This window comes from Serratia sp. BW106 (assembly GCF_002607755.1).
GTDB classification, from domain to species: Bacteria; Pseudomonadota; Gammaproteobacteria; order Enterobacterales; family Enterobacteriaceae; genus Serratia; species Serratia proteamaculans.
The window spans coordinates 19,305-34,965 of sequence record NZ_MCGS01000006.1 but is presented as its reverse complement, the minus strand read 5'-3'; the positions used below and the strand labels follow the sequence as shown (position 1 = coordinate 34,965).

15 protein-coding genes are annotated in these 15,661 nt (G+C 53.8%); 5 read left to right on the top strand and 10 right to left on the bottom strand.

The annotated features are described in order from the left end of the window. The first annotated feature begins 212 nt into the window (after nucleotides 1-212). Entirely contained in the window at nucleotides 213-1,661 is a 1,449-nt protein-coding gene (thiI, locus tag BEI65_RS04405) for a tRNA uracil 4-sulfurtransferase ThiI (protein ID WP_099062289.1), read from the top strand. A gap of 34 nt (nucleotides 1,662-1,695) precedes the next feature. Here thiI and yajL read toward each other — a convergent pair whose 3' ends face one another. Both yajL and panE read right to left on the bottom strand, forming a co-directional pair. Continuing rightward, nucleotides 1,696-2,286 carry a protein deglycase YajL gene (gene yajL / locus BEI65_RS04400; protein WP_099062288.1) on the bottom strand — a complete coding sequence of 197 codons (591 nt, stop codon included), beginning with the start codon at nucleotides 2,284-2,286 and terminating at the stop codon, nucleotides 1,696-1,698. Then, nucleotides 2,249-3,160, bottom strand: a complete 912-nt coding sequence (gene panE, locus BEI65_RS04395; RefSeq protein WP_099062287.1) for a 2-dehydropantoate 2-reductase — start codon at nucleotides 3,158-3,160, stop codon at nucleotides 2,249-2,251. Before panE ends, yajL begins: the two co-directional genes overlap by 38 nt. 183 nt (nucleotides 3,161-3,343) lie before the next feature. Between panE and BEI65_RS04390 the strand changes: the two genes are divergently transcribed. After that, nucleotides 3,344-3,835, top strand: a complete 492-nt coding sequence (locus tag BEI65_RS04390; RefSeq protein ID WP_085115451.1) for a YajQ family cyclic di-GMP-binding protein — start codon at nucleotides 3,344-3,346, stop codon at nucleotides 3,833-3,835. Nucleotides 3,836-3,996: 161 nt separating this feature from the next. Here BEI65_RS04390 and BEI65_RS04385 read toward each other — a convergent pair whose 3' ends face one another. The 8 genes from BEI65_RS04385 to BEI65_RS04350 form a co-directional block, all read right to left on the bottom strand. After that, nucleotides 3,997-5,361 carry an MFS transporter gene (locus tag BEI65_RS04385; protein WP_099062335.1) on the bottom strand — a complete coding sequence of 455 codons (1,365 nt, stop codon included), beginning with the start codon at nucleotides 5,359-5,361 and terminating at the stop codon, nucleotides 3,997-3,999. Nucleotides 5,362-5,560: 199 nt separating this feature from the next. Then, the gene (gene cyoE, locus BEI65_RS04380; protein WP_012005526.1) at nucleotides 5,561-6,451 is read right to left on the bottom strand and encodes a heme o synthase; all 891 of its coding nucleotides are present in this window, start codon (nucleotides 6,449-6,451) and stop codon (nucleotides 5,561-5,563) included. Between the two features lie 17 nt (nucleotides 6,452-6,468). Continuing rightward, on the bottom strand, nucleotides 6,469-6,807 hold the full coding sequence (locus tag BEI65_RS04375; protein WP_012005527.1) for a cytochrome o ubiquinol oxidase subunit IV: 339 nt from the start codon (nucleotides 6,805-6,807) through the stop codon (nucleotides 6,469-6,471). Further along, nucleotides 6,804-7,421 (bottom strand): cytochrome o ubiquinol oxidase subunit III, encoded by a 618-nt coding sequence (locus BEI65_RS04370; protein WP_012005528.1) that lies wholly within the window; start codon nucleotides 7,419-7,421, stop codon nucleotides 6,804-6,806. The genes BEI65_RS04375 and BEI65_RS04370 overlap by 4 nt, the downstream gene beginning before the upstream one ends. Further along, nucleotides 7,411-9,402: a cytochrome o ubiquinol oxidase subunit I gene (gene cyoB, locus BEI65_RS04365; protein ID WP_085115455.1), complete on the bottom strand. Its 1,992-nt coding sequence runs from the start codon at nucleotides 9,400-9,402 to the stop codon at nucleotides 7,411-7,413. The genes BEI65_RS04370 and cyoB overlap by 11 nt, the downstream gene beginning before the upstream one ends. A gap of 4 nt (nucleotides 9,403-9,406) precedes the next feature. Next, the gene (gene cyoA / locus BEI65_RS04360; RefSeq protein ID WP_037424327.1) at nucleotides 9,407-10,357 is read right to left on the bottom strand and encodes a cytochrome o ubiquinol oxidase subunit II; all 951 of its coding nucleotides are present in this window, start codon (nucleotides 10,355-10,357) and stop codon (nucleotides 9,407-9,409) included. 443 nt (nucleotides 10,358-10,800) lie between these two features. Next, a complete protein-coding gene (gene ampG / locus BEI65_RS04355) occupies nucleotides 10,801-12,279 on the bottom strand; it encodes a muropeptide MFS transporter AmpG (protein ID WP_099062286.1) in 1,479 nt (492 codons plus the stop codon). Between the two features lie 53 nt (nucleotides 12,280-12,332). Then, a complete protein-coding gene (locus BEI65_RS04350) occupies nucleotides 12,333-12,911 on the bottom strand; it encodes a lipoprotein (protein WP_099062285.1) in 579 nt (192 codons plus the stop codon). A gap of 365 nt (nucleotides 12,912-13,276) precedes the next feature. Between BEI65_RS04350 and bolA the strand changes: the two genes are divergently transcribed. The 3 genes from bolA (at nucleotide 13,277) to tig (ending at nucleotide 15,262) form a co-directional block, all read left to right on the top strand. After that, complete coding sequence (gene bolA / locus BEI65_RS04345; protein ID WP_099062284.1) at nucleotides 13,277-13,591, top strand: transcriptional regulator BolA; 315 nt, start codon at nucleotides 13,277-13,279, stop codon at nucleotides 13,589-13,591. A gap of 28 nt (nucleotides 13,592-13,619) precedes the next feature. Beyond that, a complete protein-coding gene (locus BEI65_RS26945) occupies nucleotides 13,620-13,769 on the top strand; it encodes a hypothetical protein (protein WP_153857822.1) in 150 nt (49 codons plus the stop codon). A 188-nt stretch (nucleotides 13,770-13,957) separates the two neighbouring features. After that, nucleotides 13,958-15,262: a trigger factor gene (gene tig / locus BEI65_RS04335; RefSeq protein ID WP_099062283.1), complete on the top strand. Its 1,305-nt coding sequence runs from the start codon at nucleotides 13,958-13,960 to the stop codon at nucleotides 15,260-15,262. Nucleotides 15,263-15,661 lie beyond the last annotated feature (399 nt).

The window sequence follows — 15,661 nt, the reverse complement described above, 5'->3', positions numbered from 1 at the left end:
ATGTGAACAGTGACGCCAGAGCCTATCCTAGCGGATCTTGATTAGCAAATCATGGCGTACCTGTGTGGTTTTGTGCACCGAGCCCCACCAGATAGTGGTATACTCTGCGCCGCAAATGCGATTGATAAAACATTCGGCAACCCCGTTGGTTTTATCAATCGCATATACATTGTAAATCCTTTTCCCTCGTAATTCTGACAATAAAGACCGCCATGAAGTTTATCATTAAATTGTTCCCGGAAATCACCATCAAGAGCCAATCTGTGCGCTTGCGCTTTATCAAGATCCTCTCGACCAGTATTCGCAACGTCCTGAAGCAGTATGATGAAACACTGGCGGTTGTCCGTCACTGGGATCATATCGAAGTTCGCGCCAAAGATGAAAACCAGCGGCCTGTGATTGCCGATGCGCTGACGCGCATTCCTGGCATTCACCACATCCTGGAAGTGGAAGATCGCGACTATACCGATATGCACCACATTTTTGAGCAGACGCTGGAAGCCTATCGCGAGCAACTGGAAGGCAAAACCTTCTGCGTGCGCGTTAAGCGCCGCGGCAAGCAGGACTTCAATTCGCAGGACGTAGAACGTTACGTTGGCGGCGGTCTGAACCAGCACATTGCCAGCGCTCGCGTTAAGCTGTCGCATCCGCAGGTGACGGTCAATCTGGAGATCGAAGACGACAAGTTGATGCTGGTTAAAGCTCGCCGTGAAGGCATCGGCGGTTATCCGGTCGGGACTCAGGAAGACGTGCTGTCGCTGATTTCCGGTGGTTTCGACTCGGGCGTTTCCAGCTATATGCTGATGCGTCGTGGTTGCCGCGTGCATTATTGCTTCTTTAATCTGGGCGGTGCCGCGCATGAAATTGGCGTGCGGCAGGTGGCTCATTACCTGTGGAACCGCTTTGCCAGTTCGCACAAGGTGCGCTTTATCGCTATCGATTTTGAACCTGTGGTTGGCGAGATCCTGGAAAAGGTCGAAGACGGTCAGATGGGCGTGGTGCTTAAACGCATGATGGTACGTGCCGCTTCACAGATAGCCGAACGTTATGGCGTGCAGGCACTGGTGACCGGTGAGGCGTTGGGGCAGGTCTCCAGCCAGACGCTGACTAACCTGCGCTTGATCGACAACGCGTCCGATACGCTGATCCTGCGTCCGCTGATCTCTCACGACAAAGAGCACATCATCAAAGTGGCGCGTGAGATTGGCACCGAAGACTTTGCCAAGACCATGCCGGAATACTGCGGCGTGATCTCAAAAAGCCCGACGGTGAAGGCGATTAAAGCCAAGATCGAAGAGGAAGAAGGGCACTTTGATTTCAGCATTCTTGATCGCGTGGTTAGCGAAGCCAAGAACGTGGATATCCGCACCATCGCCGAACAGGCGCAGGAGCAGGTTGCCGAAGTGGAAACCGTGGCAGAGTTTGACGCTGATCAGGTGATCCTGGATATTCGTTCTAACGATGAGCAGGAAGACAAGCCGCTGAAGCTGGAGCAGGTTGAGGTGAAACCGCTGCCGTTCTACAAGCTCAGCAGCCAGTTTGGCGATTTGGATCAGAGCAAAACCTACCTGCTGTACTGTGAGCGTGGCGTGATGAGCCGCCTGCAGGCGCTATATTTGCTGGAGCAGGGCTTCACCAACGTGAAGGTTTACCGCCCGTAAGTCATTCAGGGGGCGCATCTGCCGCCCCCGTGATTTAATCGCGGAAATCGTACATTCCCGGTATCAACACCAACTGAGCGGCGATCTCCGCCGCTTTGGCTTTACCCAGCAGCAAATCAATCAGCTTCAGCGCAAACTCCATCGAGGTTCCCGGCCCCTGGCTGGTGAGCAGGTTAACGCGCGGATCAAACACCACACGTTTTTCTATCCATTTGTCGGCCGGGATCTGTTCTTTCAGCCCCGGGAACCCGGTCATATTGCCGATGGGGAACAGATCGTGGTGTTGTAGCACCAGCGCCGGTGCTGCGCAGATGGCGGCGACGATATTGCCCTGCAGGTGCATCTGACGTACTTTCTCCACCAGCAGCGGGCTGTCACGGAAGCACTCGGCGCCTTTCAGACCGCCGGGCAGCACGATGGCGTCAAAATGATCGTCCACAATCGACACCAGCGGCGCGTCGGCCAGCAGCTTTACCCCGCGTGAACAGACTATAGTCCGGTCGCCATCGCCGGCCACGCTGGCAGTGGTGACTTTGACACCGGCCCGTACCAGCAGATCGATGGTGGTGACGGCTTCGGTTTCTTCGCTACCAGGTGCCAGGCAGACCAGCGCCGATACGCTCATATTCATTTTCCTTTCGCTTAATCAATTCAAACAGTCGTGCGTTCTCTGGCAGAGTCACGCCGTGGCTACGCGCGCGGCGCAGCAGGTAGCCGGTAATGTAGTCGATCTCGGTGTGCCGCTGGGTGCGGATGTCCTGCAGCATCGAAGAGACGTTGTCTGCGGTGCTTTGGATCACCTCCATGACATATTGCTGCAAGCCTTCGCATGAGGTGTGGTAGCCCTCCATTTCCATGATGCTGGCGACCTCGCGGCAGAGGGTCTCGATTTGCTCCGGATAGCGTTGTAAATCACCATTACGGCAATTATACAGCGCCGTTAGTGGGTTGATCACGCAGTTGACCGCCAGCTTGCGCCAGTTCGCCGAGGCAATGTTGTTGTGCCAGGCGACGTCAGGCAGGGCCTGATGCAGCACTTCCGCCAGGTGGCTAAGGGATTGCGCCGCCGGGGAGGTCGGGCCGATATGGGTGGTGCCACCGGCGACATGGATAATAGTGCTGCCGTCATGGCGCGCCGCATGGGTGGTAGTACCCTGCAGTATCGGTTGGTTGTTCGGCGGCAGTTCATCCTGGGTGCCCATGCCGTTGTGCAGCAGCAGGATGGCGCAACGCGGGTTCAGCTTTGGCAGCAGCGTGCTGACCGCGCTGGACACCTGCCAGGCCTTCAACGTGACCAGCAGCAGTTCGCTCTGGGCTAAATGTTCGGGATCGTTGGTGGGCAAATTACGGTTGAATGAAGCGCCTTCCGGCTCAATCACGTTCACTGCGCAGAAGGGCTGTGGCACTCGTAGCCATCCCTGAACATCGTGACCCTGCTGATAAAGCCGGGAGAGCCACAGTTGTCCGAGCGCACCGCAACCAAGAATAGTTATTTTCATCCAGACTCCTGGGGGGTAACGGGAATATCGCTCAATGACGGTCTTATAATTATAGACTTTTCTGCTGTTCGACGGCTTATTCGCCGGTAGCTTCAGCAGATTTTGCCTGCGGCGCTAAAGCGGTTATCATGCTCGGCATCGAAATCGCCTATCGCATTAGGCTCTCATTCAGGAGGAAGAAGTATGCCATCTTTCGACATTGTTTCCGAAATTGATATGCAGGAAGTGCGTAACGCCGTCGAGAACGCCACGCGCGATCTTGGCACCCGTTGGGATTTCCGTAACGTGCCGGCCAGTTTTGAGCTGAACGAAAAAGACGAAAGCATTAAAGTCGCCAGTGAGTCTGATTTCCAGGTGCAGCAGTTGCTCGATATTCTGCGTGAAAAACTCAGCAAACGCAGCATTGAAGGCAGCGCGCTCGAGATCCCGGACGAACTGACTCACAGCGGTAAAACCTACAGTGTGGATGCCAAGCTGAAGCAGGGGATTGAAAGTGCCCAGGCGAAGAAACTCGTCAAGCTGATCAAAGACAGCAAGCTGAAGGTCCAGGTACAGATTCAGGGTGATGAAGTGCGGGTAACCGGCAAGTCACGCGACGATCTGCAGGGCGTGATGGCGCTGGTGCGCGGTGCCGATCTGGGACAGCCTTTCCAGTTCAAGAACTTCCGCGATTAAGGTTTATCTAACTACTGACAAAGCCAGTTATTAGGGAGAGCGTGCCGAAGGGGTCGTAGCAACTTTAGTTGCCGGAGCGCCCCTCGGTGCGCTAGGCCCGGGTATCGCGGGCTAAAAACAACTTTGTTATCAAACGTGGGCCAGCTTGCTGGCCCTTTTCTTTACAGTGAATTCACCAGCGCTTCCAATTGGCCGCGGTTGGTTTGTTTGGTATCGACCTTGACGTAGGCACTGCGCTCTTCCGGCACCACTATCGCTTCTGCCACGCCCGGCTGGGCTTTCAGGCGGCTTTCCAACGCCGAATCTTTCACCGCCAGTTCCGACAGCGTAATACGCAGGCTGCTGACGTAAGGCGGTTCTTGCATGGTGCTGCTGACCAGGAACCAAACGGCAGCTAATACCGCCCCGGCGATAAACACCAGTCCTGCCCCCTGCAGGCCATACAGCAAGCCACCCAGGCTGCCGCCGATCGCCACGCCGATAAACTGACTGGTGGAGTAAACCCCCATCGCCGTCCCTTTGTAGCCGGCCGGAGACTCTTTACTGATCAGCGAAGGCAGTATTGCTTCCATCACGTTAAACGCCATAAAGAACAGCTGCACGCCGGCAATGATGCCCCACAGGTGTGCGCCAGATAGCCACAACAGCACCTCAGCGCAGAATAACACCGCTACGCAACCCATAAAGACCTGCTTCATACGGCGTTTTTTCTCGGCATAAATGATAAACGGCACCACGGCGGCAAAAGAAACCAGCATAGTGACCAGATAGATAATCCAGTGCTCGCTCGGGGCCAAACCGGCTTTCTCCATCGCCAGCGGCAACGCCACGAAGCTGGACATCAGCAGGATATGCAGACACATGATGCCGAAATTCAGCTTTAGCAGGCGGGAATTGCTCAACACCTTGCTGAAGCTGCCGCGTACGATGCTGGATTCACGGTTCAGCACGTGGTGGCTGGCGGAAGGGACTACCGCCAGAGTGATCACGATGCCGGCCAATGCCAGTACCGCAATCATCCAAAACAGCGCATGCAGGCCAAAGGCGTGAGTGACGATCGGGCCCACCACCATGGCAATGGCGAAGGTAATACCGAAGCTGACGCCGATAAACGCCATCGCCTTGGTGCGGTTCTGTTCGCGGGTCAGGTCGGACAGCAGCGCCATCACCGCCGCGGCAATAGCGCCGGAGCCCTGTAATGCCCGGCCGAGGATCACGCCCCAGATGGAGTCGGTCGCGGCGGCAATCACGCTACCCAGCGCAAAGATCAGCAGGCCGCCGACAATCAGCGGCTTGCGGCCGATACGATCGGAGATCAGGCCGAAGGGGATCTGGAATATCGCCTGCGCCAGGCCATAAATACCGATGGCGATACCGATCAGCGTTTCGCTGGCGCCGTTCAACGCCATACCGTAGGTGGTCAGTACCGGCAGCACCATAAACATGCCCAGCATGCGCAGTGAGAATACGGTTCCTAATCCCCAGGTCGCTCGTCGTTCCAGTGGGGTCATTGCATTATCGTTCATTAAAACCTCATTAAAAGCCATTCCGTCAGGCTATCGGTGATACGCCTGAGGGGATAGCTTCTGTCAAAGCTGCGTCATTTTAGTGTGAAGGGCAGGGGGGGTAAATCTAATGTTGTTTAACAGATATTACAGTTCGTCGGCTTTTTGGCGAGACAAATAAAATGGGCCGCGAAAGCGGCCCATTCACAGACGATTTGGCTTACCAGACGTACGTCATCAGCGCTTCCGGTGCGGCTGTCGCACTGAAGTCGATAGACATCATTACGCTCAGCGAAGTGATGGCAACAATCGAGAACACAAACAGCTTACGTGCCCAGACGCTGTCATTTTCGGTTTTGTAACCACGCAGCGCCATGCCCAGCCACCATACGCTTACCGCCGCAGCGACAATCAGGTATTTGTAGCCGGCGTAGCCGCCCAGGGTCAACATCAGGGTGGCAATCATAAACGCCACAATGTAGACCGTGATGTGGTTCTTCGCCACCGAAATGCCTTTCACAACCGGCAGGACCGGAATGTTGGCTGCCTGGTAATCTTTAAAGCGGAAGATGGCAATCGCATAGGAATGCGGCATCTGCCACAGGCTAAAGATAGCCAGCAGGATCAACGCACCGGCATCGAACTCGTTGGTGACTGCGCAATAACCGATAACCGGTGGCGCAGCGCCCGACAAGCTGCCGATCAGCGTGCCATAGACCGAGTGGCGTTTCATGTACAGGCTGTAGACGCCGACATAAACCACAAAGCCCATCACCGCCAGCCACATGGCCAGCGGGTTGGCGCCGATATACAGCAACGCAAAGCCCGCAATACCCAGAGCGGTAGCGTAAACCAGGCTTACACTCGGCGCGATCAGGCCCTTAACCAGCACCCGATTCTTCGTTCTCTCCATTTTCTTGTCGATGTCGCGGTCAATGTAGTTGTTAAATACACAGCCCGAAGCGACAACCAACGAGACACCCACCAGGGTGGCGAGAAACAGGGGATAGTCGATGCTCCCTTTAGAGGCGAGCAGGAATCCCCCGACGACAGAAATTAAATTGCCGAAAATAATTCCTGGTTTAGTTACTTGCAGGTATTGCTTAATCATCACGTCCAGCTCTGCTCTTAATCGACCATCATATTGATGTTGAGGTTGTACATAATCCAGAGTGAACCCACAACAACGATACCGATGATCATAGCGGTGAACAGCAATGCCACCAGGTTCCAGCGCTCTTCCGATGAGGTATTCATGTGCAGGAAGTAAATCAGGTGAACAACCACCTGAATGACCGCCATGCCGACTACAACCGCCAGGATAGTTGAATGAGAGGCGGTGCCGCTCATCACCATCGCAAATGGAATCACCGTCAGGATGATCGACAAAATAAAGCCGATCAGATAGGTCTTGACGCTACCGTGGCTTGCGCCGCCGTGAGAAGTTTCATGGGATGAATGACTCATGACATAACCCCCAGCAGGTAAACAACGGTGAATACGCAGATCCAAACCACGTCCAGGAAGTGCCAGAACAGGCTCAGGCACATCAGACGGGTTTTATTGGTTGAAGTCAGGCCGCGCTTGCTGACCTGAATCATCATGATAACGATCCAAACCAGACCGGTAGTCACGTGCAGACCGTGGGTAGCAACCAGTGCGAAGAAGCCTGACAGGAACGCGCTGCGATCCGGGCCATAGCCTTCAACGATCAGGTGATGGAACTCATAGATTTCCATCGCTACGAAGCCCAGACCAAACAGGAAGGTCAGGAACAGCCAGGTATTCACGCTGCCAACCTTGCCTTTGTTCATGCCGATCATCGCCATACCGTAGGTGATGGAGCTGAACAACAGCAGGAAGGTCTCAACCAGAACAAACTTCAGATCGAAGATGTCTTTGCCAGAGGGACCGCCAGCGGTCCCGTTCACCAGTACTGCATAAGTCGCGAACAAGCTCGCAAACAAAATACAGTCGCTCATCAGGTAGATCCAGAATCCGAAGACTTTGGTCTCTCCTGCGTCGTGGTGCCCATGCTCTGCATGGGCTGCATCATGGTTAGTCAGAGTATCAGTTGACATGTTTCACGCCTGCTTTGCTGATTTGTTCATAGTGTTGGTTTTCAATGCGCTCGATTTCATCAACCTGCACATAGTAATCAACATCTTGATCGAAGCTCTTGGCAATCCAGGTCACGATCATACCTACGAAGGCAGCGATCGCCATCCACCAGATGTCCCAGATCATCGCGAAACCAAATACCAGGCTGAAGCCAGCAATAATCACACCGGCACCGGTATTTTTCGGCATATGAATCGGTTCGTATTTCGCCGGTTTCTTATAAGCGTTGCCTTTTTCTTTCATGTCCCAGAATTCATCACGGTCATGAATCTGTGGCACTACGGCAAAGTTATAGAACGGCGGTGGAGACGAAGTAGACCACTCCAGAGTACGAGCGCCCCATGGGTCACCGGTCAGATCACGGTTCTGCTCACGGTCACGCACACTGACGTAGATCTGAATCAGTTGGCACAGGATACCGCAGGCAATCAGAGCCGCGCCGCCAGCCGCTACCAGCAGCAGTGGGTGGAACTCTGGGTTGATGTTCTGGCTGATACGACGAGTCATACCCATAAAGCCCAGAGCATACAGTGGCATAAAGGCCACGAAGAAACCGATGATCCAGAACCAGAACGCACGGATACCCCAGGTTTCGTTCAGCGTGAAGCCGAAGGATTTAGGGAACCAGTAGGTCAGGCCGGCGAAGCAACCAAACACCACACCACCGATAATCACGTTATGGAAGTGGGCAATCAGGAACAGACTGTTGTGCAGCACGAAGTTCGCGCCCGGTACTGCCAGCAGAACGCCGGTCATCCCACCCACGGAGAAGGTGATGATAAAGCCGATGGTCCACAGCATTGCGGAGTTGAGCTGAATGCGGCCCTGGTACATGGTGAACAGCCAGTTGAAGATTTTCACCCCGGTAGGGATGGAAATGATCATGGTGGCGATACCGAAGAAGGCGTTAACGTTCGCGCCCGACCCCATGGTAAAGAAGTGGTGCAGCCATACGATGAACGACAGAACGGTAATCGCGATGGTTGCCCATACCAGTGAGGTATAGCCGAACAGGCGTTTTCTTGAGAAGGTCGCGGTGACTTCAGAGAACACACCAAACACTGGCAGAACCAGGATATACACCTCTGGGTGACCCCAGGCCCAAATCAGGTTGATGTACATCATCATGTTGCCGCCCATATCATTGGTAAAGAAATGGAAGCCCAGGTAGCGATCCAGGGTCAGCAACGCGATGGTAACAGTCAGAATTGGGAAAGAAACGATGATCAGGACGTTAGTACACAGCGCCGCCCAGGTGAACACCGGCATCTTCATCAGAGGCATGCCAGGAGCACGCATCTTCATGATGGTGGCGAAGAAGTTCACACCGGTCAACAGGGTACCCAGACCGGAAATCTGCAGACTCCAGATCCAGTAATCGACCCCGACGCCAGGACTGTATTCCTTGCCCGACAGCGGCGGATACGCCAACCAACCGGTCTGCGCAAACTCACCGACACCCAGAGAGATGTTGATCAGTACGACACCTACCACGAAGAACCAGAAACTCAGGGAGTTCAGGAACGGGAAGGCAACGTCACGTGCACCGATTTGCAAGGGTACAACCACGTTCATCAGGCCGACCACGAAAGGCATCGCCATGAAGAAGATCATGATTACGCCGTGGGCGGTAAAGATCTGGTCGTAGTGGTGCGGCGGCAGGAATCCGGCCTCGCCGGCGGACGCAAGCGCCTGCTGGCTACGCATCATGATGGCATCGGCAAAACCACGCAGCAACATAACCATTGCCACGATGATGTACATGATACCAATTTTTTTATGGTCGACCGAAGTCAGCCAATCGCTCCATAGCCATTTCCACTTGCCGAAATAGGTTATCAGCGCCAGCAGAGCCAGGCCCCCGATAACAATTGCAGCAACGGTGACCATGATGATCGGTTCGTGGTACGGAACCGCATCAATCGTTAATTTTCCCAACATCAGTTTATTCCTCGGCTCCGGCGTGAGCAGCATGTTCACCCATGTCCATACCCTGGCTCATATCCATACCTTCGTGCGTGGTAGCGCCCTTGTGCATGTTCATATCGCCCATGAATTTGCCAATAGTTTCTTTGAACAAATTAGGTTTGACACTGGAGAAGTACTCGACCGGGTTATTTTCACTCGGCTCTGCCAGTTTGTTAAAGTCGCTGGTGGCGTTAAGGTTAGTCGACGATGCTTTCACCTTGGCAACCCACTGATCGAAGTCGCCTTCGGTTGGGGTGACAATGGCGGTGAATTTCATGCCGGAGAACCCGCGACCGCTGAAGCTGCTGGAAATACCGTCGTATTTGCCGGCTTCATTGCCGATCAGGTGCAGTTTGGTCTGCATCCCGGCCATCGCATAAATCTGCCCACCTAACTGAGGAATAAAGAACGAGTTCATTACCGAGTTAGAGGTGATTTTGAATTCAACTGGAACATCTTTCGGGAAAGCCAGTTCATTAACCGTTGCGATGCCTTGTTCCGGGTAGATAAACAGCCATTTCCAGTCAAGCGACACCACTTCGATCGTCATCGGCTTCTTGTCAGTGACAATCGGCTTGAACGGATCCAGCTCGTGGGTAGTCTTCCAGGTAATGGTGCCAAGGATGGCGATGATAATGATAGGAATGGTCCAGACGACCGCTTCGATTTTGTTGGAGTGTGACCAGTTCGGACTGTATTTGGCATCTTTGTTGGAAGCACGGTACTTCCAGGCAAAGGCGAACGCCATAAAGATGACTGGTACCACCACGATCAACATCAAGGCGATTGCAGTGATAATCAGTGTCCGTTGCTCAACACCAATTGCTCCTTTGGGATTCATCAATACCATATTGCAACCGCTGAGCATTACAGTGGAAGCAATTAATGACAACATCCCAATACTTTTATTGTATTTCTTAAGTCTCATCTAACGACCCCAATTACAAAGGCTCTATATTGTCGTTTCATGTGTGCGGGCATTTTACGGGAAGGTTGCAGTACTGTAAACATGCTTAAGGGAGTGTCAGCGCCTTGTTGACACTTTCTGTTAAGGGGGTCACAGATGTCACGTTGCGTGACAATTTACTAATGGCAACAAAGCGTTGGCTCGCTGAATCGTGGCGAGCAGACTCTATGTTAAGGAAAACTAAAGGTATGCTGAGTTTGGCAGATTTAGCTGTCGTTTTTAAATACGCAGGAAAGGTTTATTTAATGTAAAATAATTGTGTATTTAAAGTGAATTTAATTTTATTTCCGAGTGCCTTAGTCGGATAAAAAAATAATTCCTCCGCCATTTATGTTCTTTTATCCGAAATAAACTCATCACGCTGATGCATTTTTGCCGACCGGTGTGATCACCGGCCGACGATATCAGGCAAGTTTAGTGCGGCGCAGTGCCAGATAGTCCAGCAAACTGCCCATCACAATACCGACCAGACTTAGCGCGGCACCCAACTGCAACAACCGATCGGCCAGGTTCGGCAAGGCACTCCAGTCGAGCGCGTTGGTGATCAGCAGAATCAGCCACAGCCCCAGCAGTGAACAACCCAGGGTCAGCATGCGTAGCGCCCAGCGGTAAAACTGGCGAAATTCAGTGCGTGGCATGAAGTTATCGGTGCGCTGCGTGTATTCCAGCGTCTGTCGGCACAGGCGCAGCAACAGCAGGCCGGGCAAGGCCGCGGCGATCGAGAATAGATAGAACAGCGGCCAGCCGTGTGCTTCGACAAACCAGCCAGCAATGGGGCCAACATAGACGCGACCGACCGCCGACAGTGCTGACAGCAGGGCAAACTGAGTGGCGGAAAATGACCGGTTGCACAGCGTCATCAGCAGCGCGACGAAGGCGGCGGTACCCATGCCGCCGCACAGGTTTTCCAGGAAGATCGCACTGCCCATGGTCATGATGTTTTTATCGGTGACCGCCAGTATCCAGTAACCGAGATTGGAAACCGCCTGCAGGATGCCAAACAGCATCAGGGCACGGAACAGGCTAAGGCGCTGCATCAGCATGCCGCCAAACAGTGCACCGACGATGGTGGCGAACAGGCCGAGGGTTTTGTTCACCAGCCCGACTTCCCCGGCATCGAAGCCGACACCGCGGATCAGGAAGGTGGTACTCAGGCTACCGGCAAAGGCATCGCCCATCTTGTACATCACGATCAGCAGTAGGATCAGCCAGGCGTTGTTACGTGCGAAGAAATCACGCAGCGGGGCGACGACTGCCTCCTCCATGGTGCGCGGCGCAGGAATGCTGTTGTCCGGCTCCGGTGCCAGTAGGGTGGCGACGATACCGATCAGCATCAGCCCGGCCATCAGCCAGTAGGTAGACTGCCAGCCGAAATAGCGATCCGCCAGCCACAGTGCCAGCCCGCCGGACACCAGCATCGCCAGCCGATAACCCAGAACCGAGACTGCAGCGCCAGTGCCACGTTCTTCAGCGCTCAACAGATCGGTTTTATAGGCGTCGAAAACAATATCCTGCGACGCAGAACAGAACGCCACCAGTACCGCCAGTGCTGCCAACCACCATAGATGCTGTGCCGGTTGCATAAAGCCCATTGCCACAATCGACACCACCAGCAGCAGTTGGCTGATCAGCAACCAGCCGCGCCGCCGCCCAAGGAATGGCGGGGTGTAGCGATCCATAAAGGGTGACCACAGGAATTTGAACACATAGGCCTGACCGACCAGCGAAAAGATGCCGATGGTTTTCAGATCGATGTTTTCGACGGTCATCCAGGCTTGCAGCGTGCCGGAGGTCAATGCCAACGGCAGACCCGACGCAAAGCCCAGCAGCAGGAGGATGGCGGAGTTACGCTGGGTGAAGATATTCAGATAGTTTTTCGACATGAGTTCCCTGTCTGCACCGCCCGACTGTCCGGGCGGCACAAGGCGTTCGTGGCTTAACGCGCGTTTTGCTTGATAAAATCGTTGACGCTGGTGTCTTGCGCCATATCGGCAATGACGTCGCCGAGCACGGTGTTGACCGCGTTGGTGATTTTCTCGTTGGTCGCCGTGAAGGCGCCCTGCACGTTATAGGTTGAGCGGTAGTTTTTCACCTGCTTGTTGCCGTTCTTCGCCTGGGCGGTGATAGAGATATCGGCCTTGGTGGTGATGTTGTAGCGCAGGTTGCCTTCGGAGACGTCCGCATACAGGTTATTGACCACAATTTGCAGGTCAACGGCACCGTCAGCACCGATCATATAGCCGCGCGCGCCCATTTGTTTCTCCAGCACTTCCTGCAGCAGGAAGCGCAGATCGCGGGATGGGGTAAGGGTCACCAACTGACCGTCGCGGTTCACTTTCGCCAGTGCCTGGTCCTGGCGCTGATCCGCACCGTTAATGCTGATGGTCACACCTTGCAGCGTCGGATCCTGTTGTGGCAAGACGATCTTTGGCGTGACGTTCAGGGTGTTGCTGCTGGTAGCACAGCCAGCCAGCAGCAGTGCGGCCAACAGTGGAAGGCAAAGTTTCTTTAACATAGTTACTGTCTCATTCTCGATGGATTTTAAGCCGACGCAAACAGCCCATGACAGAGAGGCCGATTTGAGCAAGCTTTCTGTAATAATCAGAGCGGGATAGCCAACAACAAATTGTCGACATCATAGCATCGCCGCCGGCCGGAGGAAGCGCAGAACGCACCGGAGTGACAAATTTTTACCTGCCGTTGATAAAAACATGCTTTTTTGACCGTCTCAATCAGAAAAACCTCAAGCGACGGCGGATGTTGGCCGTTTTTTACCCGCAAAGAAGAGAAATTTAGCTGAGGAATGGTCTAAACGGGAAGAAAGCGGCTAATATTGAAATAGATGGGGACGGTCCTCTGCCGGTGTAGTAAGGAGATCCTATGATTCGCGAGCAAATAGAAGCAAAGTTAAGGGCGGCATTTGAGCCCGCGTATCTGGAAGTCGTTGATGAAAGCTATCGTCATAACGTTCCGGCGGGCTCAGAAAGCCATTTCAAGGTGGTGTTGGTCAGCGATCGCTTCGTCGGCGAACGTTTCTTGACGCGGCATCGCTCGATTTACGGCGTTCTGTCGGAAGAGTTATCCGATGGCGTGCATGCGCTGGCACTGCACACCTATACCCTGAAAGAGTGGGAAGGGTTGCAGGATACCGTGCCGGTTTCTCCCCCTTGTCGTGGGGCCGGTACCCTGGCCTGACGGCTAAATTTGCGGTATCAGTGGAACTTTGACCACGATTTGGGGTATTACTACAGACGAATTTTGGAACGGCCTGCGGGCCGTTTCTGTTTTTGACGACGACACAGCCGATGCGCAATGCAGCCAAGGCCGGGTCGGCTTCGGCGGCCTTTTGGCGATCAAATCGGCAAAAGTGTGAGTTTTAGCGCGCCGCCGCCGCCTTGCTTTCCTCGACTCGCTCCGCATGCGCCGCTATAATGTCGCGTCTTATTTTTCCGGAATGGTTTCGGGACGCTTCTGTCATCAGGAAACTCGGTTCTGTAATGTAGCCGTCCTGGTTCTTGGAACGGAGTTGACCGAGCACTGTGATTTTTTTGAGGTAACAAGATGCAAGTTTCAGTAGAAACCACTCAAGGCCTTGGGCGCCGTCTCTCTATTACTGTACCCGCTGATACAATCAAGCAGGCTATTAAAAAAGAGCTGATCAACGCTGCAAAAAGCGTTCGTATCGATGGCTTCCGTAAAGGCCATGTACCGATGAACATCGTTGAGCAACGTTATGGCGCTTCCGTTCGTCAGGACGTACTGGGCGATGCGATGCAACGCAGCTTCGTTGATGCGATCATCAAAGAAAAGATCAATCCGGCTGGCGCACCAAACTACGTGCCGGGCGAGTACAAAGAAGGTGAAGATTTCACTTTCACCGTCGAGTTCGAAGTGTATCCGGAAGTTGAGCTGAAAGGCCTGGATGGCATCGAAGTTGAGAAGCCAGTGGTTGAAGTTAACGACGCTGACGTTGATACCATGCTGGACACCCTGCGCAAGCAGCAGGCGACCTGGAAAGAGACCGACCGCGCAGCTCAGGCTGAAGACCGCGTGACCGTTGACTTCTCAGGCTCTATCGACGGTGAAGAATTCGAAGGCGGCAAAGCCTCTGATTTCGTACTGGCCATGGGCCAGGGCCGCATGATCCCAGGCTTCGAAGAAGGTCTGGTCGGTCATAAAGCCGGTGAAGAATTCGCTATCGACGTTAACTTCCCAGAAGATTATCACGCTGAAAATCTGAAGGGCAAAGCGGCTAAGTTCGACATCGTTCTGAAGAAAGTTGAAGAGCGTGAACTGCCAGAGCTGACTGAAGAATTCATCAAACGTTTCGGCGTGGCTGATGGTTCTACCGAAGGCCTGCGTGCTGAAGTGCGTAAAAACATGGAGCGCGAGCTGAAAGGCGCAGTGCGTAACCGCATCAAGACTCAGGCAATCGACGGCCTGGTCAGCGCTAACGAAATCGACGTTCCTGCTGCGCTGATCGACGGCGAAGTTGACGTTCTGCGCCGTCAGGCTGCACAGCGTTTCGGCGGCAACGAGAAGCAAGCGCTGGAACTGCCACGCGAACTGTTCGAAGAGCAGGCTAAGCGTCGCGTCGTTGTCGGTCTGCTGCTGGGCGAAGTGATCAGCACCAACGATCTGAAAGCTGACGAAGATCGCGTTAAAACGCTGATCGAAGAAATGGCTTCCGCTTACGAAGATCCAAGTGAAGTTGTTGAGTTCTACAGCAAAAACAAAGAGCTGATGAACAACATGCGCAACGTTGCTCTGGAAGAACAAGCGGTTGAAGCCCTGCTGGCAAAAGCGAAAGTGACTGAGAAAGCCACTACCTTCAGCGAGCTGATGAACCAGACTCAACAGGCGTAATGTCTGTACGCCAGGGCGCAACGTGTTGCGCTCTCGGGGCCGCCTGGTCGGTCCCGGCGTTAAAAAAGCCCGTAACCTTCGGTTGCGGGCTTTTCTTTTTGCCACGTTGCTGATTAATCTCAGGTTAAGCGTGACAATATGCACTATATTTACACTGTTGATCTTGCAACAGTCTGGCATGATGGTTATCACCCGCAGCGAAGGTGTGCAGGATAACCGCTAAAAATACGCCGCCGGGCTTGAAATTCTGACAGTGGCCCCAATCTGTAAAATGTATATATATACCCTATAGCTTTCAAGTTGCAGCTAGGCGCCCAGCTCGCTCATCCCCAGGCGCTTACTCGAGTAAGTTACTGGGGTGAGCGAGTGCAGGTAACAACGCTGCGACTTGAAAGATGA

Coding starts and splice junctions, on each gene's coding strand:
- thiI (WP_099062289.1), top strand. CDS start 213: ATGAAGTTTATCATTAAATTGTTCCCGGAAATCACCATCAAGAGCCAA.
- BEI65_RS04390 (WP_085115451.1), top strand. CDS start 3,344: ATGCCATCTTTCGACATTGTTTCCGAAATTGATATGCAGGAAGTGCGT.
- BEI65_RS04385 (WP_099062335.1), bottom strand. CDS start 5,361: ATGAACGATAATGCAATGACCCCACTGGAACGACGAGCGACCTGGGGA.
- ampG (WP_099062286.1), bottom strand. CDS start 12,279: ATGTCGAAAAACTATCTGAATATCTTCACCCAGCGTAACTCCGCCATC.
- cyoA (WP_037424327.1), bottom strand. CDS start 10,357: ATGAGACTTAAGAAATACAATAAAAGTATTGGGATGTTGTCATTAATT.
- BEI65_RS04375 (WP_012005527.1), bottom strand. CDS start 6,807: ATGAGTCATTCATCCCATGAAACTTCTCACGGCGGCGCAAGCCACGGT.
- BEI65_RS04350 (WP_099062285.1), bottom strand. CDS start 12,911: ATGTTAAAGAAACTTTGCCTTCCACTGTTGGCCGCACTGCTGCTGGCT.
- BEI65_RS04370 (WP_012005528.1), bottom strand. CDS start 7,421: ATGTCAACTGATACTCTGACTAACCATGATGCAGCCCATGCAGAGCAT.
- tig (WP_099062283.1), top strand. CDS start 13,958: ATGCAAGTTTCAGTAGAAACCACTCAAGGCCTTGGGCGCCGTCTCTCT.
- panE (WP_099062287.1), bottom strand. CDS start 3,160: ATGAAAATAACTATTCTTGGTTGCGGTGCGCTCGGACAACTGTGGCTC.
- cyoB (WP_085115455.1), bottom strand. CDS start 9,402: ATGTTGGGAAAATTAACGATTGATGCGGTTCCGTACCACGAACCGATC.
- cyoE (WP_012005526.1), bottom strand. CDS start 6,451: ATGATTAAGCAATACCTGCAAGTAACTAAACCAGGAATTATTTTCGGC.
- yajL (WP_099062288.1), bottom strand. CDS start 2,286: ATGAGCGTATCGGCGCTGGTCTGCCTGGCACCTGGTAGCGAAGAAACC.
- bolA (WP_099062284.1), top strand. CDS start 13,277: ATGATTCGCGAGCAAATAGAAGCAAAGTTAAGGGCGGCATTTGAGCCC.